Source organism: Streptomyces sp. NPDC058683, assembly GCF_042716195.1.
Classification (GTDB): domain Bacteria; phylum Actinomycetota; class Actinomycetes; order Streptomycetales; family Streptomycetaceae; genus Streptomyces.
On record NZ_JBHXSK010000031.1, the window covers coordinates 61635 to 84593 of the forward strand.

The following is a 22959-nucleotide window of genomic DNA, read 5'->3' on the forward strand; positions in this document are numbered from 1 at the left end:
GTTGCGGTGGTTGACCCACCATCTCCAGGGGCGCAACCGGCGGTTCACCGGGTCCGGGGTACGGCTGTGTCAGTCGGGAGATCTCGCCGGCAGCCATGGTTCGTGCCATCGCGAATATCCGGCGACGAGCTTGCTCGCGCCCGCCGGTCCCCAGGTCCCCTGCCGGTAGCGCTCGGGGTCGCCGGGCGCCTCCAGCAGTGGCTGGACGATTCGCCACGTCTCCTCCACCGAGTCCTCCCGGGTGAACAGGCTCGCGTTGCCTTGCATCGCATCACTGAGCAGGCGCTCGTACGGTTCGGGTGCCTCACCCAGCTCGGCCGCGAAGAGGAGGTCAAGGTCCACCAGCTGCGTGTCCTGCTTGCCCGGCTGCTTGGCCTGGATGCGGAAGTTCATGCCAGGGCTCGGATCGATCCGCAGGATCCACTGGTCGGGCTCGGGCGCGAACTGCTCCGCGAACGCAAGCCGCGGCGGGCGCTTGAACACGATCCGGATCTCGGTCACTCGCTCGGGGAGCGACTTGCCGGCGCGGATGAAGAACGGCACCCCGGACCAGCGCCAGTTCTCGACCTCCAGCCGCAACCCGACGAAGGTCTCGGTATGCGAGCGCGGCCGTACGCCGGGGACACGCAGGTACCCCTCGTACTGCCCGCGGACGTAGTGGGCCGGGTCGGCGTCGGGGATCGCCCGGAACACATCAACCCGGCGGTCTCGGAAGGCGTCCGCATCGGCGGCTGATGGCGGCTCGGACGCCACCAGGGCGAGCAGCTGCAGCAGATGGTTCTGCACGACGTCGCGGAGCGCGCCGACCGGGTCGTAGAAGTGGCCACGGTCCTCGACCCCGAAGTCCTCGGCCATGGTGATCTGCACGCAGGAGACGTGGTCGCGGTTCCATACCGGCTCGAACACGGAGTTGGCGAACCGCAGGAACAGGATGTCCATCGCCGGCTCTTTGCCGAGGAAGTGGTCGATCCTCAGCAGCTGATCCTCGTCGAGGAGCTGACGCAACTCGGCGTTGAGGGCGCGCGCCGACGCGAGGTCATGCCCGAATGGTTTCTCCACGACTACCCGGGCGCCCTTGGTCAGCCCGGCGCCCGCCAGGCCCCCGACCACCCGGGCGAACAGTGACGGCGGGATCTCCAGGTAGAAGACGGGGCGCCGCCTGCCGTCGACCGCCCGGGCGAGGCGATGGAACGTCTCCTCGTCGGTGTAATCGCCCTGCACATAGCTGAGTCGGGCGGCGAACCGGGCAAAGACGCTGTCGTCGAGCGGCTCGCCCGTTGCCTTGATCGCCGCGCGGGCGTGGTCACGCAGCGCGTCGTCGGACCAGCCGTCGCGCGCCACTCCGACGATCGGGCAGGTCAGCAGCTTGCGTCGCTCAAGCCGATAGAGCGAGCGGAACGTCATCTTTCGCGCCAGGTCGCCAGTGATCCCGAAAATGACCAGCACGTCTGCGGGAACGTTCGACGAGTTCAAAGCCATCTGATCCCCCTCACGGGGCCGGTACGGCAACAGGGTCGGGCGTCATGGTCATGCTGGCGACTGGGGGCCGGCGCGAGCCGGGCCCTGGCCGGCCGCCGCATCCGCGAGGACGAGCGACGTCGCCGCCTCGACCCGGCCGGCGGGAATCGACCGGTCTCCCGCAACGAGCGTGGAGAGCGGTTCGCGCTTGTCCGCCCCGGTGATGAGCCAGAGCACTTGCCGGGCGCGGGGGAGCGCAGGACAGGTGAGTGTCATGCGCTGATGGCCCATGCAGGGCGCCGTCAGGGCCACCAGCCGGTCCGAGACTTCGAGCACCGGGTCCCGTGGCACCAGCGAGGCGGTGCGCCCGTCCGGGCCGAGGCCCAGGTGAACGAGGTCGAAACGCCCGGGCAGCGACCGCCCGTAGGCGGCGGCGACTTGGAGTTCGTGATGCACAGCCCTCAGCCCTTCTTTTCGGCGTGCCCGCCGAACTCCGAGCGCATCGCCGAGAGGATCTTGTCGGTGAACTCGCCGGACTCCCTGGACTCGAAGCGCTCGTAGAGCGAGGTGGTGATGACCGGTGCCGGGACGCCTTCGTCCACTGCGGCCAGGACGGTCCAGCGGCCTTCCCCGGAGTCGGAGACCCGCCCGGCGAAGCCGTCGAGGGAGGGCGAGCCGGCGAAGGCGTCGGCGATCAGGTCGACCAGCCACGAGCCGACGACCGAGCCGCGCCGCCAGACCTCGGCCACCTCGCCGACGTCGATGTCGTACTGGTAGGCCCATGCGTCGCGCAGGGGCGTCGTCTCCGCGTCGACCTCTTGCCGGCTTTTGCCGACGTCCGCGCTCTTGATGATGCTGAGGCCCTCGGCGATCGCGGCCATCATCCCGTACTCGACCCCGTTGTGGACCATCTTCACGAAGTGCCCGGCGCCGTTCGGCCCGCAGTGCAGGTACCCGAGCGGGGCGGTGCCGTCGGTCCGGGTCCGGCTCGGCGTCGGCTCGGCGCAGCCCTCACCGGGAGCGATCGTCTTGAAGATCGGGTCCAGATGGGTCACGACCTCGTCCTCGCCGCCGATCATCAGGCAGTAGCCGCGCTCCAGGCCCCAGACCCCACCGCTGGTCCCGCAGTCGACATAGTGCAGCGACTTGCCGGCAAGACGCTTGGCGCGTGAGATGTCGTCGCGGTAGTAGGAATTGCCGCCGTCGATGAGGATGTCGCCGGGCTCCAGCAACGGCTCGAGCTGGTCGAGGATGGAGTCGACGATCGCAGCCGGAAGCATGAGCCATAGGGCCCGTGGCTTGTCCAGTTTCGCGACGAAGTCCCGGAGTGAGTCCGCGCCCGTCGCGCCTTCGCCGGCCAGTTCGGCGACGGCGGCCGCGTTGACGTCGGACACGACGCAACGGTGGCCGTCTCGCATCAGCCGACGCACCAGGTTCGCCCCCATCCGGCCGAGCCCGATCATCCCGAGCTGCATGGGCTTGTCTGTCGACATGCGGCGCCTCCTAGTCCTTGAGCGTGCGGTAGTGCCGGATCAGCGCGTTCGTGGACGAGTCGTGGCCGAGTTCAGGGTCGGTCGCGCTCTCGAGCTCCGGGATGATCGCGACAGCAAGCACCTTGCCTAGCTCTACGCCCCACTGGTCGAAGGAGTCGATCCCCCAGATCGTCCCCTGGGTGAACACGCTGTGCTCGTAGAGCGCGACCAGCGTGCCGAGCCGGTACGGGGTGAGCACCTCGGCCAGCAGCACGTTCGTCGGACGGTTGCCCTCCATCACCCGGTGCGGTGCCACGTCCTGAGCCGTCCCCTCGGCGCGCACCTCGTCCTCGGTCCTGCCGAAGCCGAGCGCCTGGGCCTGGGCGAAGACGTTCGACGAGAGGATGTCGTGGTGCCTGCCGAGCGGGTTGAGCGACTTGCCGAAGCCGATCAGGTCCACCGGGATCAGCTTGGTGCCCTGGTGGATCAGCTGGTAGAAGCTGTGCTGCCCATTGGTCCCCGGCTCCCCCCAGTACACCGCGCCGGTCTGGTAGTCCACCGGCACGCCCTCAAGCGTCACGTGCTTGCCGTTGGACTCCATGGTGAGCTGCTGCAGGTAGGCCGGGAAGCGCTTCAGGTACTGGTCGTAGGGCATCACGCCGACGGTCTGGGCGCCGAAGAAGTCGCCGTACCAGACGGCGAGCAGTCCCATCAGGACCGGCAGGTTCTGTTCGAACGGTGCAGTGCGGAAGTGCGTGTCCATCGCGTGGAATCCGGCGAGGAGATCGCGGTACTTGTCGGGGCCGACAGCGAGCATCGTCGAGAGACCGATCGCGGAGTCCATCGAGTAGCGCCCGCCGACCCAGTCCCAGAAGCCGAACATGTTCGCGGTGTCGATGCCGAACTCGGTGACCCGTTGCGCGTTCGTGGACACCGCCACGAAATGCCGGGCGACCGCCGCCTCGTCACCGAGCTGCGCCAGGACCCAGTCACGCGCAGAGCGGGCATTGGTCATCGTCTCCAGCGTCCCGAACGTCTTCGAGGCGATGATGAACAGCGTCTCTTCGGCGGCCAGATCACGGGTCGCCTCGACGAGATCCGTCGAGTCGACGTTGGACACGAACCTGAACGTGAGATCGCGCCTGCTGTAACGGCGCAGCGCCTCGTAGGCCATGACCGGCCCCAGGTCGGAGCCGCCGATGCCGACGTTGACGATGTTGCGGATCGGCTTGCCGGTGGCGCCTCTCCAGGCGCCCGAGCGGACCTGGTCCGCGAACGCCTCCATCCGGTCGAGCACTTCGTGCACCTGCGCGACGACGTCCACTCCGCCGACGACGAGCGAGGACTCCTTCGGCATCCGCAACGCCACGTGCAGCACCGGCCGGTGCTCCGAGACGTTGATCCGATCGCCGGCGAACATCTGGTCGATGTGCTCGCGCAGTCCCGATTCCTCGGCGAGCCGGAGCAGCAGCCGCACGGTCTCGTCGGTGATCCGGTTCTTCGAGTAGTCCAGGTACAGGCCGGTGGCCTCGGCCGCCATCCGCTCGCCGCGTCCCGGATCGGCGGCGAACAGCTCGCGCAGGTGGCGTCCGGCGATCTCGGAGTGATGGCCCGCGAGCGCCTTCCACGCAGGACGCTCGCGCAGCGTGGTCGGTGGCATGGCTTGCTCCTCCGATGGGTTCAGTCCTGCCGCTCGGCGCCGGGGTCAGGCCACGGCCTTGCTCTGCACGTCGATTCGCTCCATGAGGTCGTTCTAGGCCGCGACAAAGGACTTGGCGCCTTCGCTCTGCAACGTGGCGGCAAGCGCCTTGATGTCGACGCCCGCGCTCGCGAAGCGGGCCAGCATCGCCGCGGATTCGCCCCCGTCCGACGGCAGCGTCTCTCCGATCTCGCCATGGTCGAAGAAGGCTTTCAGGGTGTCGTCGGGCATCGTGTTGACCGTGAACGGCGCGGCCAGACCGTGGACGTAGAGCGTGTCGGAGGCGGCCGGGTCCTTCGTCCTGGTGCTGGCCCAGAGCAGCCGCTGCATTCGCGCGCCGGCGTTCTCCAGCCGCTGGAAGCGCTGCGAGCCCATCACTTCGCGGTACGCCCGGTACACGTCGAGGCCGACGGCGAGCGCGAGGGTGTCGGTGAGGCCGGCCGGTGCGGTGTCCTTGACCGCCACGTCCCAGCGTGACATGAACACCGACGCGACCGAGCCGACAGCGGGGTGGTGGCCGGCCTGCACCCGGCGCTCGACGCCACGCAGGTAGGCGTCGGCCGCGGCCCGGTAGTGGTCTGCCGAGAACAGCAGCGTCACGTTCACCGGAACGCCCGAGGCGATGGCCTCCTCGATCGCCGGCAGCCCCTCGGGCGTGCCGGGGATCTTGATGAAGAGGTTGCGCCGGTCGGCCCTGGCGTGCAGCGCCTTGGCGGCCGCCACCGTTCGCTGCGTGTCGTAGGCGAGCAGCGGCGAGACCTCCAGCGAGACCCAGCCGTCGACGCCGTCGGTGCGTTCGTGGATGGGCAGGAACAGGTCGGCGGCCCGCTGCAGGTCCTCGATGGCCAGCTCGAAGAACAGCTCCTCGCCCGTGCGCCCGCCCGCCGCCTTCGCGCGGATCGCGTCGTCGTAGTCACCGGAGCCGATCGCCTTGTCGAAGATCGAGGGGTTGGAGGTGAGCCCTGTCACCGAGTACTGGTCGATGTACTGCTGGATCTGGCCCGCATCGAGCATCGAACGGGTGATGTTGTCCAGCCAGATGCTCTGGCCCTGCTCATGAAGCGCCTGGGTTACGTTCACGCCTCCTCCCTACCGGCGGCCACGCACTCGCGGGCAACCTGGGTGACCTTCTCAGGAGTGAAGCCGAATTTGGTCAGCAGCATCTTGAGCGGAGCCGATGCCCCGAACGTGTGCATGCCGACGACCGCGCCGCCGTCGCCGACGTAACGGTCCCAGCCGAGGGTCGCCGCCTGCTCGATGGCGACCCGGGCCCTGACCCCGGGCGGGATGACCGAGTCGCGGTATTCCTTGGGCTGGCGGTCGAACAATTCCCAGCAAGGCATGCTGACCACGCGAGCCGCGAGGCCCTCGGCGGCGAGTTCGTCACGGGCCGCGAGCGCGAGTTGTACCTCCGACCCGGTGGCGAGCAGGACGACGTCGGGCTTGCCGTCCGCCGCGTCGACCAGGACATAGGCTCCCCTGGCCACCCCGGATGCGGCCCCCATCTCGGAGCGGTCGAGGGTCGGCAGTGCCTGACGGGAAAGGACCAGCACCGCCGGCTCGTGCCTGAGCGGGGCGACGACCCGCCAGGTCTCGACGACCTCGTTCGCGTCGGCCGGGCGGAACACCAGCAGTCCCGGCATCGCGCGCAGCGACGCGAGCTGCTCGACCGGCTGATGGGTGGGACCGTCCTCGCCGACCCCGATCGAATCGTGGGTGAAGATGTGCACGACCGGGATCTCCATCAGCGCTGAAAGCCGGATCGCGCCGCGTGCGTAGTCCGAGAAGATCAGGAACCCCGACCAGTACGAGCGCAGCTTGGTCAGCGCCATCCCGTTCGTGATCGCGGTGGCGGCGTGCTCGCGGATCCCGAAGTGGAGGTTGCGCCCCGAGCGGTCATCGGCCTGGAAGTCGCCGGCGCCGGAGAACGTGAGGTTGGTCTTGGTCGACGGTGAGAGGTCCGCCGACCCGCCAAGCATCCACGGCACGGCTTGGGCAAGCGCGTTGAGCACCCGGCCGCTGGAGTCACGGCCGGCGATGCCCTTGGGGTCGGCCGGGAAGGTCGGCAGCGCCGACTCCCAGCCCTCCGGCAGGTCACGCCGCTGCATGCGCTCCAGCTCGTCGGCGAGGTCGGGATGGGTGGTTCGGTAGACCTCGAATCGAGCCTCCCAGCTCGTCCGGGCTTCGCGACCGCGCGCGCCGACGCCTGCGGCGAAGTGCTCGTAGACGCCGTCGGGAACGAAGAAGTCCTTGTCTTCCGGCATCCCGAGGAATCGCTTGGTCGACTTGACGCCCTCCACGCCGAACGGCGCGCCGTGCGCCTTGGGGGTGTCCTCGACCGGTGACCCGTAACCGATGTGGCTGTGCACCACGATGAGCGTGGGGCGCTCACTCTCGGACTTGAAGGTGTGCAGCGCGCGGGCCACGGCGTCGAGGTCGTTGGCGTCGGCCACGGTGGTGACGTTCCAGCCATAGCCGATGAACCGGGCCGCCACATCCTCGGTGAACGTGATGTCGGTGTGGCCCTCGATCGTCACCCGGTTGGAGTCGTAGATCCAGCAGAGGTTCGACAGCCGCTGGTGGGCCGCGACCGAGGCAGCCTCCGAGGAGACCCCCTCCATCATGCAGCCGTCGCCGGCCATCGCGTACACGTCGAAGTCGAAGGCGGTGAAGTCGTCGCGGTTGTACCGGGCGGCGAGCCACTGCCCGGCGATCGCCATCCCGACCGAGGTCGCAACGCCCTGGCCGAGCGGGCCGGTAGTGGTCTCCACGCCGCTGGTCCACCGGTACTCCGGGTGCCCGGGGCAGCGCGAGCCGAGCTGGCGGAACGTCCTGAGGTCGTCGAGGGTCACGGCGTGCCGGCCGAGGACTTCGTAGTCGGGGTCGACAGCCTGCACGCCGGTGAGGTGGAGCAGCGACCAGAGCAACGCGGAGGCGTGTCCTTCCGACAGCACGAAGCGGTCGCGGTTGGGCCAGATCGGGTCGGCCGGGTCGAAGCGCAGGAAGCGTTGCCAGAGCGTGTACGCGACCGGGGCGATTCCCATCGGTGTCCCCGGATGGCCGGAGTCGGCCGCCTGGATGGCGTCCATGCACAGAGTGCGGATCGTGTTGACGGAAAGTGTTTCCAGGTCGTTGCTGCTCAAGGCGAGCCTCCCTGAAGGTGCTGCCCCTGCGCTCATATCGAGCGCGGCAGACTAGCGTTGAGCTTTCCCGGCCGGGGCGAAGAGCGCCGCGCCGACAATGCCCGCATCGTTCAACAGCTGCGCCGGCACGATCTCGGTCCTGAGCTCGATGTACGGCAGGAACTTGTCGGCCTTCTTGCTGACGCCGCCGCCGATGACAATCAGGTCGGGCCACAGCAGCCGCTGGACGAGGTCGAGATACGTCTCCAGACGGTGCGCCCATTTCTTCCAGGACAGGTCGTCGTGCTCGCGCACCGACTCCGCAGCCCAGTCCTCGGCATCCTCGTGGTGCAGCGGCAGGTGCCCCAGCTCGCTGTTGGGCACCAGGTACCCGTCGGAGAAGACGGCGCTGCCGATACCGGTGCCGAGCGTCACCATCACGACGACGCCCTTGCGTCCCTTGCCGGCGCCGAAGCGCATCTCGGCGATCCCGGCCGCGTCGGCGTCGTTCACCACCTTCACGTCGCGGCCGGTCGCTCGTGCGAAGAGCTGGGCCGCGTCCGTCTCCATCCAGGCCGGGTCGATATTGGCCGTCGTCTGGACTTTGCCGCTCCGGATGACTGCCGGGAGCGTCAGCCCGACCGGTCCTGGGACGCCGATCTGGGAGAGCAGCTGCACGACCACGTCCGCGACTGCCCCCGGGGTCGCCGGCTGCGGGGTCGGGATCCGGACCCGCTCACCGATGAGGCTGCCGAGCTCGAGGTCGACCGGCGCTCCCTTGATACCGGTCCCGCCGATGTCGACCCCCAGTACGTGGGCCGTCTTGTCCTGACTTGCCTGCGCCACTGCCCGCTCCCCTCAGGGGCCGGCCCAAAATGTGTTGTGTGAATTTTGGACGTCAGGTCCCGAAAGAGCTTCGCCATATAGTCCTTAACACTCGCACATATCCCTTATATTCACCACTTCGCTCTGACAGGGTTATATCGAAGCCCAAGGGGTAAAGCCAAAAATTGCGCGCCCTCAAGGGCATTGGTCTCTCTCTGTTCGGAAACCAAGCCGACCGGGAACCCCTCCCACAGGTCCCCCGCATCCATGAGCCGCTGCCTCTCCCCACCCGGACCGGCCGCGACCGGAGCTTACGGAGGCGTGATGCCGGCCTGCCCGATTCGCCTGCTTCTTGCCGACGTCGACGGCACTCTGGTCACGAGCGACAAGGTCCTCACCGACCGCGCCGTCTGTGCGGTCCACAAGCTCTACGACGCCGGCGTCCTCTTCGCGGTGACCAGCGGGGGACCACCCCACGGCATGTCCATGATCATCGAGCCCTTGGTGCTGGCCAATGAACTCGCCGCCTTCAACGGCGGTCTCATCGTCAACCCGGATATGACCGTTGTCGAGCAGCAGGTCATTCCCGAGGAGGCGGTGGCACCGGTCGTCGCGCTGATGGAGTCGTTCGGCCTCAGCGTCTGGATCTACCGGGGTGGCGACTGGTACGTCCGCGACATGAAGGGGCCGCACGTGGATCGCGAGAGCTGGACGGTGCAGTTCGCGCCCATGCTCGTTCCCGGCTTCGACGGGCTCGAGCAGGGCACCGCCAAGGTCGTCGGGGTCAGCGATGACCACCAGGTCGTCGAGGCGGCCGCGGTCGCAGCTCGCGCGCAGTTCGGCGAGCATGTCTCGGCCGCGCGCTCGCAGCCCTACTACCTCGATGTGACCCATCCGCAGGCCAACAAGGGGGGTGTCGTCAAGTACTGGTCCGCCAAGCTCCGGATTTCCCCCGAACAGATCGCCACGATCGGCGACATGCCCAACGACGTACTGATGTTCGCCCACTCGGGACTGTCCATCGCGATGGGCAACGCCAGTCACGAGGTCCAGCGCGCGGCGAGGCGGGTTACACCGAGCAACGAGGAAGAGGGCTTCGCGAATGCGGTCGAGCGGGTCATCCTATGACCCGCGTCATCGCATGCCCGGGCCTGGCGCCCTGAGGCTGAGACTTGGCCTGGTCAAGGAGGAGGACCGTGAGCGTCCAGCATGAGAAGCAACGTGCCGCCGAGGCTGCGGCCGAGCTGGCAGAGGACGGCATGACCGTCGGTCTCGGCACCGGCTCGACCGTCGCCAACCTCCTGCCTGCGCCGGCTCGCCGCGGTCTGTCACTGCGGTGTGTCGCGACATCGCCGCGGACCGAGGGAGGCAGCCCTGATACTCGATCTGCGGGTCGAACCGTTCGGCGGCATCGACCGCTTCGACGTCACGATTGACGGTGCGGACCAGGTAGCGCCGGACTGCTGGCTCGTCAAGGGCGGCGGCGCCGCACACACCAGGGAGAGTGGCGCGCTCCACCTGGACGCCCGGCACCGCGCCCGCTCCACATACGTGTGGGTCGACGGCAGACGGGATGGGAGTTGGGTGAGTCGGTGTGGGGGTCGGACGAGCCGACGAACTTCGGAGGCTGGTCGGTGCCTGTTCTATCTCGGCGTGTCCCTCGCCGAGGCAGGCATCGGCGCTGTTTGAATCCTCATATGACCAAGGGTGACGATGCGGCTCTTTTCGGCAACCGATTCTTGACCGTGCCCGCTCCCTCGGAGGCCTTTCCCGAGGAAGGCATGGCTGCGACGGACGCAATGAGGCTGCTGGATGTGGACCTCGCCATGGAGGGTGATCCGCAGCGTAACCTCGCCACGTTTGTCACCACGTGGATGGAGCCGGAGGCGCAACGGATCATCGCCGAGAATCTTCACCGCAATTTCATCGACCATGCGGAGTACCCGATTTCCGCCGAGATCGAGCAGCGTTGCGTGCGCATGCTCGCCGGACTCTTCAACGCGCCGGGCAGGACAACCGGATGTCGGACCCAGGGCTCGTCCGAGGCGATCATGCTCGGGGCGCTGTCGCTGAAGTGGAAGTGGCGGGAGCGCCGCCGGGCGGCCAATCTGTCGGTCGACCGACCTAACTTGGTCTTCGGTGGGGACGTCCACGTCGTGTGGGAGAAGTTCTGCCGCTACTTCGACGTCGAGCCGAGGATCGTGCCGCTTGCCGAGGACAAGTACACGATCGGCCCGGAGGACGTGGAGCCTCACCTCGACGGGAACACGATCGGCGTCGTCGCCGTCCTCGGCACCACGTTCACCGGCCACAAGGACGACGTCGTCGGGATCGACAAGCTCCTGCGGGACGTCCGCAAGGAGCGGGACCTCGACATCCCGATCCACGTTGACGGAGCCAGCGGCGCATTCGTGTGGCCTTTCCTTTACCCGGACTCGAAATGGGACTTCCGGCTCGAGCACGTCCGTTCGATCAACGTCTCGGGACACAAGTACGGCCTGGTCTACCCCGGCATCGGCTGGCTGGTCTTCCGCGAGGAGTCCGACCTGCCCATGGACCTCGTGTTCCACGAGAACTACTTGGGCAAGACCGACGCGACGTTCACGCTGAACTTCTCTACCGGCGCGTCGATGGTGCTCGCGCAGTACTACAACTTCGTCCGGCTCGGTCGCCAGGGCTACACCTACGTCATGAAGATGTTGCAGGAGAACGCCCATGTGCTGGCGGACAACCTGCGTAGCAGCGGCCGCTTCGAAGTGATCGGGAGCGACCTCGAGCAGCTGCCGCTCGTCGCTTTCCGCCTCGCCGGCAAGCACGCCTACGACGAGTCCGACGTCGCCTGGCAACTCTCGGCCGAGCGCGGCTGGATGGTGCCGGCGTACACGCTCCCGCCCAACGCGGAGCGGGTGAAGATCATGCGTGCCCTGGTCAAGGAGACCCTGAGCCGCGAGCAGATCGATCGCCTGAGCCAAGACATTACCGACGCGTGTCGCACGTTGGACGACAAGGGTGCGACCCATGAGATCGAGCGGGCCCGGGTCAAGCGCGGCACCGGCTACTGACGCACCTCTGCCCCCGGCTGCACACACCTGCTGGCTCTGAGGGCGTCTCCACCGCGAACCTGCCTCGGGTAGATCTGCTGCGTGTGCCGGATACGTACCAGATCGAATGGTCTGCCCGAACCAAAGGCGCCACGCCCGGACCTCGTCCTCCGGCTGTGGGACGCGCACAAGGACCTGCGGAGCGAGAAGTATCTGGTCCTGGTCCCTCTCGCCCGACCGGCCCCGGGTGCGGTGGCCGGGCGTACCCGCCCGCCCTACCGTGAACAAGGGGAAGTGGGCGTGCCTCTGTACCGAATCGACGAGGAGGCCACGGGTGCCCCTTCGCGGTGGGCTGGCATGGCTGCGGGCCCGTGATCCGGGCCTGCGGGCGGTGCGGCGTTCCGCGCGGGTGACGCTCGTGGCGTGCACGGGGTTCTACGCGGCGCGCTACGGCCTGGGGAACGATGTCGCGGCGATCTACGCGCTGTTCGGCGCCATCGCCACCGGCGGAATGTCCTTCGTCCCGGGCACGCCGCGTGAGCGCGCCCGCACGCTGCTGGCGGTGCTGCCGGCCGCGGCCGTGCTGGTCACCCTGGGCACCGTGCTCGGGGTGCACGCGTGGACGGCGGCCCTCGGGATGTTCGGGGTGGGCTTCCTGGTTCCGTACGCGGGGGTGGGCGCGCCCCGACTGGGCGGGCTGGCAGGCGGCCTCCAGGCGCTCGGGTGGGATTCCGGTCTCCTCGTGCAGCTCCCGCAGGGCCGCCTCTGGCAGGGACTCGTCTTCGGGCTCGGTATGTCCACCGGGGGCGAGGACTTTCCCGCTCGCGAGGTGCAGCACGTGCAGGACGCGGCCGAGCTGGTCGACGACTATGGCGCCGCAGGTGACGTGTCCGGAGAAGGTGGAGCGGCTGGCGATGTCGGTGGGCCGGTCGAGGGCGTCCAGGAGGCCGCCGAGTTGCGGTCGCTCGTGAGGGTGGCGAGCGAGGTAGGTCTCGACGGTGGTGCGGATGTCGTTGTGCGACAGCGGCATGGGTGTACCTCAGAGGGGCGCGGAGCGGGTCGAGTTGAGGCGGGGTGGTTGTTCGTGTCAGCTCAGCCGCATCCCCTCCGCAGGGACTTCCTCGATTGCGGTGGGGCGAGCGAGGGCCAGGCCCCAGTGCTCCTGGGCTGTTTCGGCGGCGAGTTGGGCTTGTCGCGCTCCTGGCGGACCCCATCCCAGTAGGGCGGCTGCCTGGGCGGGGGTGGCGAGCAGGCGCGCGAAGGGGTGGCCGGTGGCGGGGTCGACGGCAGCCGGCCCGATGGCGGTGACCCGGACGGCCAGACGGAGGCGGGCGTTGGGCCCCACTCCGCCGTAGACCTCGCCGGTCTCGTCCAGCACCCAGCCCAGTCGCACCGGATCGGTGAGGGTGAGCTGGGCTTCCTCTGCGGCTTCGCGGCGGAGGGTGTCCTCGGGCGTCGGGTCGGTCTTCTCCACGGTGCCGCCGGGCAGCATCGGCAGGGCGCCCCGAGGGCCGGGGTCGGCAACGAGGACGACCCGGCCGTCGGGAACGAAGCACCACGCCCAGGCTTGCTGCACGGAGAGCCGCTCGGGAACGGGACCGCGGTTGAGGGGGCTGTCCCACAGAGGCCGGTAGCGGACGTGGACGTCATGCCGGTCCAGCGCAGGGATGTCGAGGATGTGCCGACCGTCGGCGAGGTGGGCGGTGGCGGTGTTCCCGAGCCGGGCACGGTACGCGGCGAGCATGATCTGCCCGTCCACGGGGCGCAGCCGCTGCACTGCGTCCCGGGTCTCGAAGAAGGCGAATTCGGACAGCTCCTCGCGAGGCAGACGGATCGCCTTCGCCTGGTCGAGGGTCAGGGTTCCGCCGTCGAAGACGTACCGGATCTCTCCGGGGCAGGGCGTGCCGGACCTGATGTCGGGGTGGCGCGGCGAGAGGGAGTGGACGGCGAGCACGCCCGACAGGGGCAGATCCGGCAGGCCCAGTTCCTCGGTGATCTCGCGCCGACAGGCGACGTGCGGGTGTTCGCCGGGTTCGACGACTCCTCCGGGCAGCAGCCACCGGTCGTCTTCGCGGTAGGTGGGGTGCACCAGCAGGACGCGGCCGACCTGGTCGGTGACGATCGCGGCGGCGCCGAGCCACACCGCGTGCCGGGACGCGGCGTACTGCACTGCGGACAGGGCGGCACGCGGTGCAACGTGATCCGAAGGGGAGACGGGAGAGGTCACGAAGCTCTGCCTTTCAGAACGGTGGGCGGGTGTACGGCGCGGACCGGGGAGCGGTGATCAGGCGGTGCTGCCGCTCATCCGGCGCTGCAGCTCCCACAAGGACTGGAAGAGCCCCGGCTCCTGGGTGAGCTGGGCGTAGGTGCCCTCCTGCACGATCCGTCCCTCGTCCAGGACCACGATCCGGTCGGCGACGGCTACATTGGTGAGCCGGTGCGTGATCAGCAGGACGGCGCGGTCCTTGGCCAGTTCGCGCAGGCCGGAGAAGATCCGGTGCTCGGCCCGTGCGTCGAGCGCGGCCGTGGGTTCATCCATCACCAGGAGCGCCGCCTGCCGGTGGAAGGCGCGGGTGAGGACGAGGCGCTGCCACTGCCCGCCGGAGAGCTGCTGCCCGCCGAACCACTCGCTGGTCAGGAGGGTGTTCAGGCCGGAACGGAGGTTGGGCAGCATCTCCGCAGCGCCAGACGCCTCGCACGCGGCGAGCAGGGCCGTGTCGCTGCTGTCGCCCTGTCCGAAGGTGATGTTGTCGCGCATCGTCAGCGGCAGATACGTGAACTTCTGCGGGACCAGAGCGACGTGCTCCCATGCCCCCCAGGGATCCAGGTCCGCCGTGGAGGCGTGGTCCCAGGCCACGTCGCCTTCGGTGGGCAGGAGCAGTCCGCACAGCAGGCGGGAGAGGGTTGTTTTGCCGGAGCCGTTCTCCCCGACCAGGGCCACGATCTCGCCGCGCCGCACGTGGAGGGAGACGCCGCTCAGGCTGTCCTTCGGGGCGCCGTCGTAGCGGTAGGTGACGTCGCGGACCTCGAAGCGCTCCGGGACCGCGGGCACGGCGGCGGTCCCGCGGGAGTCGGTCATGGCCTGGCCGTGGGCGTTGTCGAGGAAGTTCTGCCAGTCCTGCACGTACCAGCCGGTGCGCACCAGGCGGGCCCCGCCGTTGATGATGCCGCGCACCGAGCCGGTGGCCGTCTGAAGGGCGAAGACGGCGCCGCCGCCGGCCGCCAGGCTCATCTGGCCGGAGGCCAGGAGCCACAGCAGTGCCGCCCACACCGCGGTCGAGGCGATTCCGCCGGCGACAGCTCCGGCAAGCCCCATCCAGGCACCCGTGTTCGCGGCCCCGCGTTCAGCCGCATTGACCGAGGCGGCCAGCTTTCGGTATCGGCCGATCAAGAAGGGGCCGGCCAGGCAGGCGCGCATCTCCTCGCTGGACTCCATGTAGGCCATGTGCCAGCGCAGCTTGCCCAGCATCCGGCGCCTTCCGGAGGTCTCCAGGCTGGCGAGGTAGATCACGCGTGCGGAGCGGACGTAGGCGGCGGCCTGCGGTAAGCAGGCGAGGAAGAGGAGGGGAAGGAGCAGCGGGTGCAGGACGGTCAGGACGGCTGCGCCGGCCGCGAGCGTCGCGGTCGCAGCGAGCACGTCCTGCGCTTCCTCTACCAGGTCAGGAGTGACCTGGGCGCCGCGGTCCGCGATGTCGTATGCATCGTTGTAGCCCGGCTTGTTGTTTGCGGCCAGTTCCGCGCCGAGCGCGGCCTCGACCATCGTCACCTCGGCCGCCCGGCCGAGCACCGGGCGCAGACGGCCAGTCAGCCAGACCACCGTGATGCCCAGCAGCGAACGCAGGCCGGTGGCCGCGGCGATGACTGCCAGCTGCGGGGCAGCATCCCACAGCCGCTCGGTGATGTCGCCCGAGGAGATCAGCGCGGTGATCGTGCCCGTGACGGCTAGGAGACCAAGGGCCGCGAGGACACCCGTCCCGATCTGACACACCAGCAGTCCGATGGTCGCGCCGCGGTCCACCCGCCAGGCCATCTGCACCGAGCGCCGTACGAGCGAGGGCAGTCGTCGTGCCATCGTGCGGGAGGTCAGCAGCGACCCCGCCTGGAGCCGCGACTCGTCGCGGTAGAGGTATTCCTCCTCTCGAACACTGGCCCCCTGCGGTTCGTCTTCCTGCGAGGTGCCCTTCGGTGGTTGTGGCGGCTGATCCTGCTTAATGGCTGAGGTCATCGTTCCCCCTAGGACGGTCGCTGCGGCGGAGTCGTGGGAATCAACGACCCGGCTGCGATTTCGAACACACGTCATTCGGTCGTGCTGGGGAGCCCGCAGTTTCCTGTGCGAGGAGACCCTGTCCACCCAGATCCTTGGTCTGGCTTGAGGCGGCTCCGGTCCGGACATGGCCGAAACGCCGACACCGCCCCGCTCTGAGGGCGTTGCGGCAGATCCATCTCGGTCGGCTCCCCGCCTGGCTGAGATCGGCGGCAGCCTTCGCAGCCCTGTCGCGGCGTGGGCGGCCGCGCCCATCAGAGCCTCACGGTGGTGGGCGAGCAGGACGTCGGCTCCCAGTCCCGCCGCCGCGAGCACCGCGCTTAGAGCGCCTGTCGAGCTGGTGCTCAGGGCGGATACGGCGACGGGGATGAGAGGAAAACAGCGTTGCCGTCAGCCGTTATGCCGAGCCGTATTGCTGGGAATTGGTTGTCACGAGATCAGTTTCTGTCACAGGAGCGGCATCCGATGGCATACGAGATATCTGTGATCTCATATACCTTGAGATATTTCTTGCATCGCTGTCCAAGAGCAACTTCGGGTAAAGGTGTGCTACGCCCAGTTGTGCTCTGCGAGCGAGCCTGCGTTGTCCAGATAGCCGCGCAACCCGGCTTCGGGGTACTCGATGATGTCGCGTGGCAATTCGTGCACTGTGAACCACTCCAGGGCCATGCACTTGGACTGGCTGCAGCGCCACTCGCTGCCTGTAGGTGAGTTGGATGATCCCGATGTGCTCCGACGCGGCCTCGACGCACTCTGTCGGAAGGTCGATGGAACGGCCGCTGCCGCGAAGACCGTGAAGCGAAAGAAGGCTGCGGTCAACGAGGTGTTTGGCCTAAAGGGTGTTGCAGAAGGCCGTGTTTTTGCAGGCCAGAGGGCGATCATGGCTGTTCTGATCACGTGGCCAGGGCGAGGTTGTGCATGTGGGCGACAGCTTGGACTGCGTGGTGGAGGCCGTCGCCGTGCTGTCGGCAATCGCGGAGGATCTTGTAGTTCTTCAGCCGGCCGATCGCATGCTCGACCCGCGCACGGACCCGGCGATGCTCCGCGTTGTCGGCTTCCTCGCCGGCCAGGAGGGCCCGGCCGGGTCGTTTGCGGTGCGGGACGGCCAGGCCGGTGTTGATGTAGGCGCCGTCGCCGAGCACGGTGACGCCCTGGCACTGCTGCGGCAGACCGGAGTCGCGCCATACATGGGCGTCGGCCCTGTTGCCCGGAGCCGGGCGGGCGGTGGCTACGACCAGGCGGGTGTCCGCATCGATGATGACCTGCACGTTCGCGGAGAACCGGTAGTTGCGGCTCGAGGCGCCGACCTTGCGGTCACGGACTGGGACCAGCGTGCCGTCCACGATCCACAGCCGGTCCGCGGCATCGACGGGCCGTGTGGCCGGCTTGAGTGCCAGGAGGGGCCGCAGCCGCTGGATGACCCTGCACACCGTGGCAGGCGAGACCCCGAAGAGCGGCGCGAGCTGCCGCATGGTGAGGTTCGTGCGGTAGTAGACAGCCACCAGCAGCACCCGGTCGGCAAGCGGCAGACACCACGGCCTCCCGACGCGCGGCCCGCCGCCACCCCGCTCCCGCACCACCTTCAACAACCGCTCGAACTGCTTCATCCGCAGCCCCGTGAACGTCTCCACCCACACCCGATCAGCCCTTAACACCCCAGCCATACAGGGGAGATGCCCAGCTCAGAGGGTTGTGCAACACCCTTTTATTAGGAAGCCAATCGAAAGCGGCTGAGCCTGATGCTTCGCATCCCCTTGACCGGAAGCGGAGCATCGATCGGTCGTGCCCGCGAAGGCTCGACGTCGACTTGCACATTCTGTAGGTCCCCCAAGGGCATGCCCGGAACGCCGAGTTGACGTGAGTTCCTCGCATCGGAAGCTGTTCGCGCGGTGAAGAAGATGCCGTTGCGGCCCCATAGAAACTCCGAGACGAGCACAGCAGCTCGGCCCTGCCGCTTCAGAATGCGATGAAGCCACGCGCGAGTGACAATGGTGGAGCGTATCGGCAGCTTCTGCCAATCCAGCGGAATTCCTGATCGGCAGCACTGTACGGGATCATTCACTGACATTTTGAGAGCGATGCTACGACTTGCAATACTTGGGAATCAGAGACAGTCCCGATCTATTACTTATCACATTCCCTCAAAATTCGATCCTGGGAGGGTGAAGAAAGATGGACCTGAAGCTCGAAGTTATTGTGCTCCCTGTCTCCGACGTCGATCGCGCCAAGAGCTTCTACGAGACAGCGGGTTTCCGTATGGACGTTGACAATACGTTCAGTGAAGACTACCGGTTGGTACACCTCACGCCCCCCGGTTCCGCATGCTCGATCATCTTCGGCAAGGGCATGATCGACGCTGCTCCAGGCTCGGCTCAGGGCCTGTATCTCATCGTCACGGATGTCGAGCAGGCGCGTGCGGAGCTCGCCAGCCGCGGCATCAAGGTCAGTGACGTGTTCCACGACGCCGGGGGGCTCCTTCACCACGGCCACGAGGCTGGAGATGCCGTACATCGGGGCGCCGGCCAGGAACGGATCGCGGGTCTGAACCCTGACCGGACGTCCTACGCGTCCTACGCCACCTTCAGCGACCCAGACGGAAACGGGTGGGTGCTCCAGGAGATCACGCAGCGGCAGCCCGGTCGGTAACGCCTCCGGGCATCGCCAGCGGGTCACTGACAGCGCGTTGGCGACGACCTCGCCGGCAGCACGGGATGAGTCCGGCGCTGCCGGCGTTCGCGTGTATCGCTCACGTTCGACGGGCGGCGGCGGTTTCCGCCTGGTAGCAGGGGTCGCACGTGATCCGCCGGGCTTCTGGCGCCCCAGCGGATGTGGGCGAGCCGGGAATCGGTTCGCAGGTGGCGTGTGCATGCCTGCCGCAGATGCCGGCCCCGCACCGGGCGCATGCGGCTGCGGCTATTGACGGGCTTGACGGAACGGTCGAAGCGCGACTTTCGAGAAAGCAGTCATAGCAGTGCATGGCGACCGGCCTCTCTGGGTATCGAACCTCGCTAACGATATAGTAGACTCGCTCCGTTTAATGCGCACCCGTAGGTCTGTCTACGAGCAATACGGATCGCTATATCGCCACTAGCGGCTCTCTCTGGAATTCGTTTATGAATGCCGGTCGAGATGCCCCACTGATAGCTCCTGTGGTTCCCAAATGACGGCAGGGTAGCCAGAGTGACCTCCGACTCGGTCCAGTGGCCGGCCAGTCCTTTCCGGCGGTCGACGGGGATACTCACACCACGGGGGTACTGCGGCGCTATCGCTGGTCTTCTGTCCGTCGGAGGACCGGGTCGGGCCCGACCAGTGCGGTGAGCGCGTCGACAAGCTCCTCCAGGTCGGCTCCCAGTGGGGTGTCGCAGTCCCAGACGGCCTCGTAGGCGAGCTCAACCGGGGAACCGGCCTGCAGAAGTGGGCGGCAGCTCGCGTGCTCGTAGGTGATTTTGGAGCGAGGCAGGAGGGCCGCGCCCAGTCCTAGGGCCGCCCACTCGTCCACGGCCCGGAAACTGGCGGCTTCACCGGGGTAGGTGCGCAATGTCAGGTTGTTTTCGTGGAAGAGGTCCGTGGTGAAGGTGGTCAGGCCGCAGGTGCGGGGACCGAGGATGTAGGCAGCGTCCGCCACCTCCTTCAGCTCGACCGGGCCGTCTTGTACCGGGGAGGCCGTGTCGACAACAACCACCGGTTCATGGGCGATCACGCGATGCCGGAATCTGGGCAGACCAGGTACGGCGGGGACAAGGATGATGTCCAGACGGCCCGCCTGGAGGTCGTTGGTCAGGGGCTCGTGGTCCGCTTCGCGCAGGATCAGGTCGCTCGGACGCTTGAGTGTGCGTGCCGCCTGGTATGCCCGTCCGACCAGTTCGGCGCCGATCAGGGGCGACACGCCCATGCGAATCGGTTCGGTGACTGGTCGTGCCAGCCGCTGGGTCTCGGCGAGGAGGGTGTCCAGGTCATCGAGGACGCGGTCGATCAGCGGCAGAATCTGCGCTCCGTGCGGCGTGGGCTTGACTCCTCGCGGCGAGCGGTCGAAGAGCTTGACCCCGAACTCCTCCTCCAGCCGAGCAACGCCGTTGGACAGAGATGGCTGCGTCACACCGTAGGCCCGCGCGGCGGCACTGAAAGAGTTCGTGCGGGACACGGCTTGGGCGTAGCGCAACGTCTCGATGTTCACGACTGCGGTTCTCTCCTTAGGGCATAGGCACCCGCTATATCCGCATTCGCCCTGATCCTCTACCGCCTCCGCTAAGGGCGCCCTACAGTCGAGGCATCCCCCGAAGCAGAGGGGCGGACCGGCGCCGCGAGGTTCCGGACCGCAGGGCCGAGCCGGCGCCTTCCATAAGGATCAGCAGCTCGACGTCCCCGAGTTTTTACTTGCATTCCGCAAGCAAGGAGTTTACCCCGCACCCGGAGGGGTGTCCGCCACTCCCCGCGCGTGGACCACACCTACACAGTCCCTTTTATCCACACATCTTGCAATTCGCGAACCCTACGAGATTCGCGATGCACCTGAGGAGCGCCCCAGCATGTCCACCAATACTTTCGACTTCACCGGACGCAAGGTCGTCGTCATCGGCGGCACCAGCGGCATGGGGCTGGCTTCCGCCCGCCGTGTACTCGAAGGCGGCGGCACCGCCGTCGTCACCGGTCGGAGCCAGAACAGCGCAGACAAGGCCGTCGCCGAGCTGGCCGACTACGGCAAGGCCGTCGGTCTGGCCGCCGACCTCTTCGACCGCGCCGCCGTGGATCGCCTGCGCGAGGAACTGACCGAGCAGCATTCCGACGCGACCCTGCTCGTTAACGCCGCCGGCGTCTTCCAGCCCAAGTCATTCCTGGACCACAGCCAGGAGGACTACGACCGTTACCAAGCCATCACCCGCGCCTTCTACTTCGTCACCCAGACCGTCACCGGCACCATGATTGTTCGCGGTAACAAGGGTGCAGTGGTCAACATCGGCGGCATGCTGGCGCACCAGGCCATGGCCGCGACCCCGTCCTCGGCGTACTCGGTGGCCAAGGCGGGCCTGCACTCCCTCACTCAGCACCTCGCCATGGAGCTGGCTCCGTACGGGATCCGGGTCAACACTGTGGCTCCCGCGGTGGTTCGCACGCCCATCTACGAGGCGTTCATCCCGAAGGACGAGATCGACTCCACGCTCGACGGGTTCAACAGCTTCCACCCTCTCGGGCGGGTCGGAACCCCCGACGATGTCGCTCCCACCGTGGCCTTCCTGCTGTCCGACCAGGCGGACTGGGTCACTGGCGCCACCTGGGACGTCGACGGCGGCGTCAGGGCCGGCCGCAACATCTACTGAGACGGCGATCGTCTGCCGACTCCCCCCACGTACACCCGCCGGCTACGGGACCCGCACGTCCCCGCACGGTCGAGATCACAGGAGCATCGTGTCCTACCACGAGCACACCGACCATCAGTACGCCAAGCACATCCGTGCCGGCGCCCCTGACGCCTTCAAGGCGTTCGTGGCCTGGGACAACCAGGTCCTGCGTGGCAGCAACAACGTCATCCCGCCCAAGTACACCGAACTCATGGCTGTGGCCGTGGCGCTGACCACGCAGTGCGCCTACTGCATCGAAGCGCACACCAAGGCGGCGCGCTCCGCCGGCGCAACCCAGCAGGAACTCGCGGAGACCATCATGACGGCCGCGGCTCTGCGCGCCGGCGGCAGCTACGCACACGGGTTCATGGCCATGAAGTTCTTCGAACAAGAGGGTGACACCGCCGCCGCGTGACCTGATCCGAGACCTTGGAGAGCCGACGACTGCGTCGGCCAGCGGTGAGAGCGCCGCGCCGGGACACGAGCCCCGCATCCCAGCCGCAGGCCACGACGGCCGGCGCTCGCCTTCGGCATCCCCCACTCAGAGAGAAGCAGCAGCGATGTCTGTCATCAATGAAATCGACGTCCGTGCCCTTCAGGACAGCGCCGACACCCTTCGGGCCAAGCCTGGGCTTGCACGAGCAACCTTCACCGTCAGCGGTTCGTGGCAGGGCGGCTACCGCATCATGACCCAGACAGGCGCCCTGACCCAGGGCGGCAGCCGCGACGAGACGCGCGTGGCGAAATTCGAGATGTCCAGCGACGAGCCCACAGCAGCGCTCGGCACCGACACCGCGCCCACGCCGGCCGAATACGTCCTGCATGCACTGGCCGGCTGCTACACCGTCACCACCACCACTCACGCCGCCCTGCTGGGCATAGAGCTCAAGGCAATCCGCCTGGACCTCGAAGCGGACATCGACATGCGTGGGTTCCTGGGGATCGACCCCTCGGTCCGTCCCGGACTGCAGCAGATACGCGTGCGCGTCGACCTCGACGCCCCCGACGCCACCCGTGAACAGCTCGAAGAACTGATTGCCCTCGTCCAAAAGCGCTCGGCCATCCGTGACACCCTTGCCAACCCCGTCGACGTCGTAACCACTCTGGCCTGACCAAGCAGGCCCAGACCGACCGCACCGATGACGGCTGCGCCCTTGCCACTTCGGCGAGGGCGCCTGGCTGACTCCCGCGCACGGGTTTGCCGTCCGCCTGCCACCTCGAACCTGGGCGCCGCTGCCGTCGCACGTCCGACCGCTGACAGAGCAGCCGCCGAGCGGGACAGCGGTGATCGCAGCAGCTCGACTCATCCGCAGGCCCAGGCCGGGGCTCTCGTCGGAGCGACCCGCCCACAAGGCAGCGCCTCCCGTACGCCGCAGGAACTCCCCTCCACCAGCACAGCCAGGAGGTGACCCACCGTACGGACTGCCGAACCCATAGACCCCACCCTTCGGGGAGATCACACAGCATGGAATTCGGGATCTTCGGCGTCGGCGACGTCACGCGTGACCCGATCACCGGCCACACCCCCAGCGAAGCGGAACGCATCGACTCGGTCATACGTACCGCCAGGCACGCCGAGGCTGTGGGACTGGACGTCTTCGCCATCGGCGAGCACCACAACCCGCCCTTCATCCCCTCCTCACCGACCACGCTCCTCGCCCACATCGCGGCCATGACAGAGCGGATCACGCTTACGAGTTGGTGCGTGATAGCGAGTGAGGCGTGTTTTGTCTGCTCACGGC

The 22959-nt window shown here is 67.7% G+C and carries 19 protein-coding genes and 1 pseudogene; 8 read left to right on the forward strand and 12 right to left on the reverse strand.

Annotated elements, in window-relative coordinates:
- Nucleotides 1–69: 69 nt before the first annotated feature.
- The 7 genes from zwf to ppgK form a co-directional block, all read right to left on the reverse strand.
- Complete coding sequence (gene zwf / locus ACFWXC_RS30860) at nucleotides 70–1509, reverse strand: glucose-6-phosphate dehydrogenase (protein ID WP_384483552.1); 1440 nt, start codon at nucleotides 1507–1509, stop codon at nucleotides 70–72.
- A gap of 18 nt (nucleotides 1510–1527) precedes the next feature.
- Nucleotides 1528–1914, reverse strand: a complete 387-nt coding sequence (locus ACFWXC_RS30865; RefSeq protein WP_384483553.1) for a 6-phosphogluconolactonase — start codon at nucleotides 1912–1914, stop codon at nucleotides 1528–1530.
- Nucleotides 1915–1919: 5 nt separating this feature from the next.
- Nucleotides 1920–2951, reverse strand: a complete 1032-nt coding sequence (gene gnd, locus ACFWXC_RS30870; RefSeq protein WP_384483554.1) for a phosphogluconate dehydrogenase (NAD(+)-dependent, decarboxylating) — start codon at nucleotides 2949–2951, stop codon at nucleotides 1920–1922.
- A gap of 10 nt (nucleotides 2952–2961) precedes the next feature.
- Nucleotides 2962–4590, reverse strand: a complete 1629-nt coding sequence (pgi, locus tag ACFWXC_RS30875; protein WP_384483555.1) for a glucose-6-phosphate isomerase — start codon at nucleotides 4588–4590, stop codon at nucleotides 2962–2964.
- A gap of 93 nt (nucleotides 4591–4683) precedes the next feature.
- Entirely contained in the window at nucleotides 4684–5709 is a 1026-nt protein-coding gene (tal, locus tag ACFWXC_RS30880; RefSeq protein ID WP_384483556.1) for a transaldolase, read from the reverse strand.
- Complete coding sequence (tkt, locus tag ACFWXC_RS30885; RefSeq protein WP_384483557.1) at nucleotides 5706–7772, reverse strand: transketolase; 2067 nt, start codon at nucleotides 7770–7772, stop codon at nucleotides 5706–5708. Before tkt ends, tal begins: the two co-directional genes overlap by 4 nt.
- Nucleotides 7773–7823: 51 nt before the next feature.
- Nucleotides 7824–8597, reverse strand: a complete 774-nt coding sequence (gene ppgK / locus ACFWXC_RS30890; protein ID WP_384483558.1) for a polyphosphate--glucose phosphotransferase — start codon at nucleotides 8595–8597, stop codon at nucleotides 7824–7826.
- 303 nt (nucleotides 8598–8900) lie between these two features.
- Between ppgK and ACFWXC_RS30895 the strand changes: the two genes are divergently transcribed.
- From ACFWXC_RS30895 to ACFWXC_RS30905, 3 genes are all read left to right on the forward strand, one after another.
- A complete protein-coding gene (locus tag ACFWXC_RS30895) occupies nucleotides 8901–9704 on the forward strand; it encodes a Cof-type HAD-IIB family hydrolase (protein ID WP_384483559.1) in 804 nt (267 codons plus the stop codon).
- Nucleotides 9705–9914: 210 nt separating this feature from the next.
- Nucleotides 9915–10265, forward strand: a complete 351-nt coding sequence (locus tag ACFWXC_RS30900) for a ribose-5-phosphate isomerase A (RefSeq protein WP_384483560.1) — start codon at nucleotides 9915–9917, stop codon at nucleotides 10263–10265.
- Nucleotides 10266–10273: 8 nt separating this feature from the next.
- Nucleotides 10274–11638: a glutamate decarboxylase gene (locus tag ACFWXC_RS30905; protein ID WP_384483561.1), complete on the forward strand. Its 1365-nt coding sequence runs from the start codon at nucleotides 10274–10276 to the stop codon at nucleotides 11636–11638.
- Here the strand turns inward: ACFWXC_RS30905 and ACFWXC_RS30910 are convergent.
- From ACFWXC_RS30910 to ACFWXC_RS30925, 4 genes are all read right to left on the reverse strand, one after another.
- On the reverse strand, nucleotides 11616–12647 hold the full coding sequence (locus tag ACFWXC_RS30910) for an NUDIX domain-containing protein (protein WP_384483562.1): 1032 nt from the start codon (nucleotides 12645–12647) through the stop codon (nucleotides 11616–11618). The genes ACFWXC_RS30905 and ACFWXC_RS30910 overlap by 23 nt on opposite strands.
- 57 nt (nucleotides 12648–12704) lie before the next feature.
- A complete protein-coding gene (locus ACFWXC_RS30915; RefSeq protein ID WP_384483563.1) occupies nucleotides 12705–13787 on the reverse strand; it encodes an NUDIX domain-containing protein in 1083 nt (360 codons plus the stop codon).
- A 114-nt stretch (nucleotides 13788–13901) separates the two neighbouring features.
- Nucleotides 13902–15842: an ATP-binding cassette domain-containing protein gene (locus ACFWXC_RS30920; RefSeq protein ID WP_384483564.1), complete on the reverse strand. Its 1941-nt coding sequence runs from the start codon at nucleotides 15840–15842 to the stop codon at nucleotides 13902–13904.
- 932 nt (nucleotides 15843–16774) lie between these two features.
- The gene (locus tag ACFWXC_RS30925) at nucleotides 16775–17545 is read right to left on the reverse strand and encodes a transposase family protein (protein ID WP_384483565.1); all 771 of its coding nucleotides are present in this window, start codon (nucleotides 17543–17545) and stop codon (nucleotides 16775–16777) included.
- A gap of 508 nt (nucleotides 17546–18053) precedes the next feature.
- On the opposite strand from ACFWXC_RS30925, the gene ACFWXC_RS30930 reads away from it, so the two are divergent.
- Nucleotides 18054–18527, forward strand: a complete 474-nt coding sequence (locus tag ACFWXC_RS30930) for a VOC family protein (RefSeq protein ID WP_384483566.1) — start codon at nucleotides 18054–18056, stop codon at nucleotides 18525–18527.
- A 616-nt stretch (nucleotides 18528–19143) separates the two neighbouring features.
- Here the strand turns inward: ACFWXC_RS30930 and ACFWXC_RS30935 are convergent.
- The gene (locus tag ACFWXC_RS30935; protein ID WP_384483567.1) at nucleotides 19144–20055 is read right to left on the reverse strand and encodes a LysR family transcriptional regulator; all 912 of its coding nucleotides are present in this window, start codon (nucleotides 20053–20055) and stop codon (nucleotides 19144–19146) included.
- Nucleotides 20056–20407: 352 nt separating this feature from the next.
- On the opposite strand from ACFWXC_RS30935, the gene ACFWXC_RS30940 reads away from it, so the two are divergent.
- The 4 genes and pseudogenes from ACFWXC_RS30940 to ACFWXC_RS30955 form a co-directional block, all read left to right on the forward strand.
- Nucleotides 20408–21196 (forward strand): SDR family NAD(P)-dependent oxidoreductase, encoded by a 789-nt coding sequence (locus ACFWXC_RS30940; protein WP_384483568.1) that lies wholly within the window; start codon nucleotides 20408–20410, stop codon nucleotides 21194–21196.
- 88 nt (nucleotides 21197–21284) lie between these two features.
- A complete protein-coding gene (locus tag ACFWXC_RS30945; RefSeq protein WP_384483569.1) occupies nucleotides 21285–21632 on the forward strand; it encodes a carboxymuconolactone decarboxylase family protein in 348 nt (115 codons plus the stop codon).
- A 145-nt stretch (nucleotides 21633–21777) separates the two neighbouring features.
- The gene (locus ACFWXC_RS30950) at nucleotides 21778–22329 is read left to right on the forward strand and encodes an OsmC family protein (protein WP_384483571.1); all 552 of its coding nucleotides are present in this window, start codon (nucleotides 21778–21780) and stop codon (nucleotides 22327–22329) included.
- 353 nt (nucleotides 22330–22682) lie between these two features.
- Nucleotides 22683–22916 (forward strand): annotated as a pseudogene (locus ACFWXC_RS30955) (LLM class flavin-dependent oxidoreductase); the annotation flags it as partial.
- Nucleotides 22917–22959: the final 43 nt, after the last annotated feature.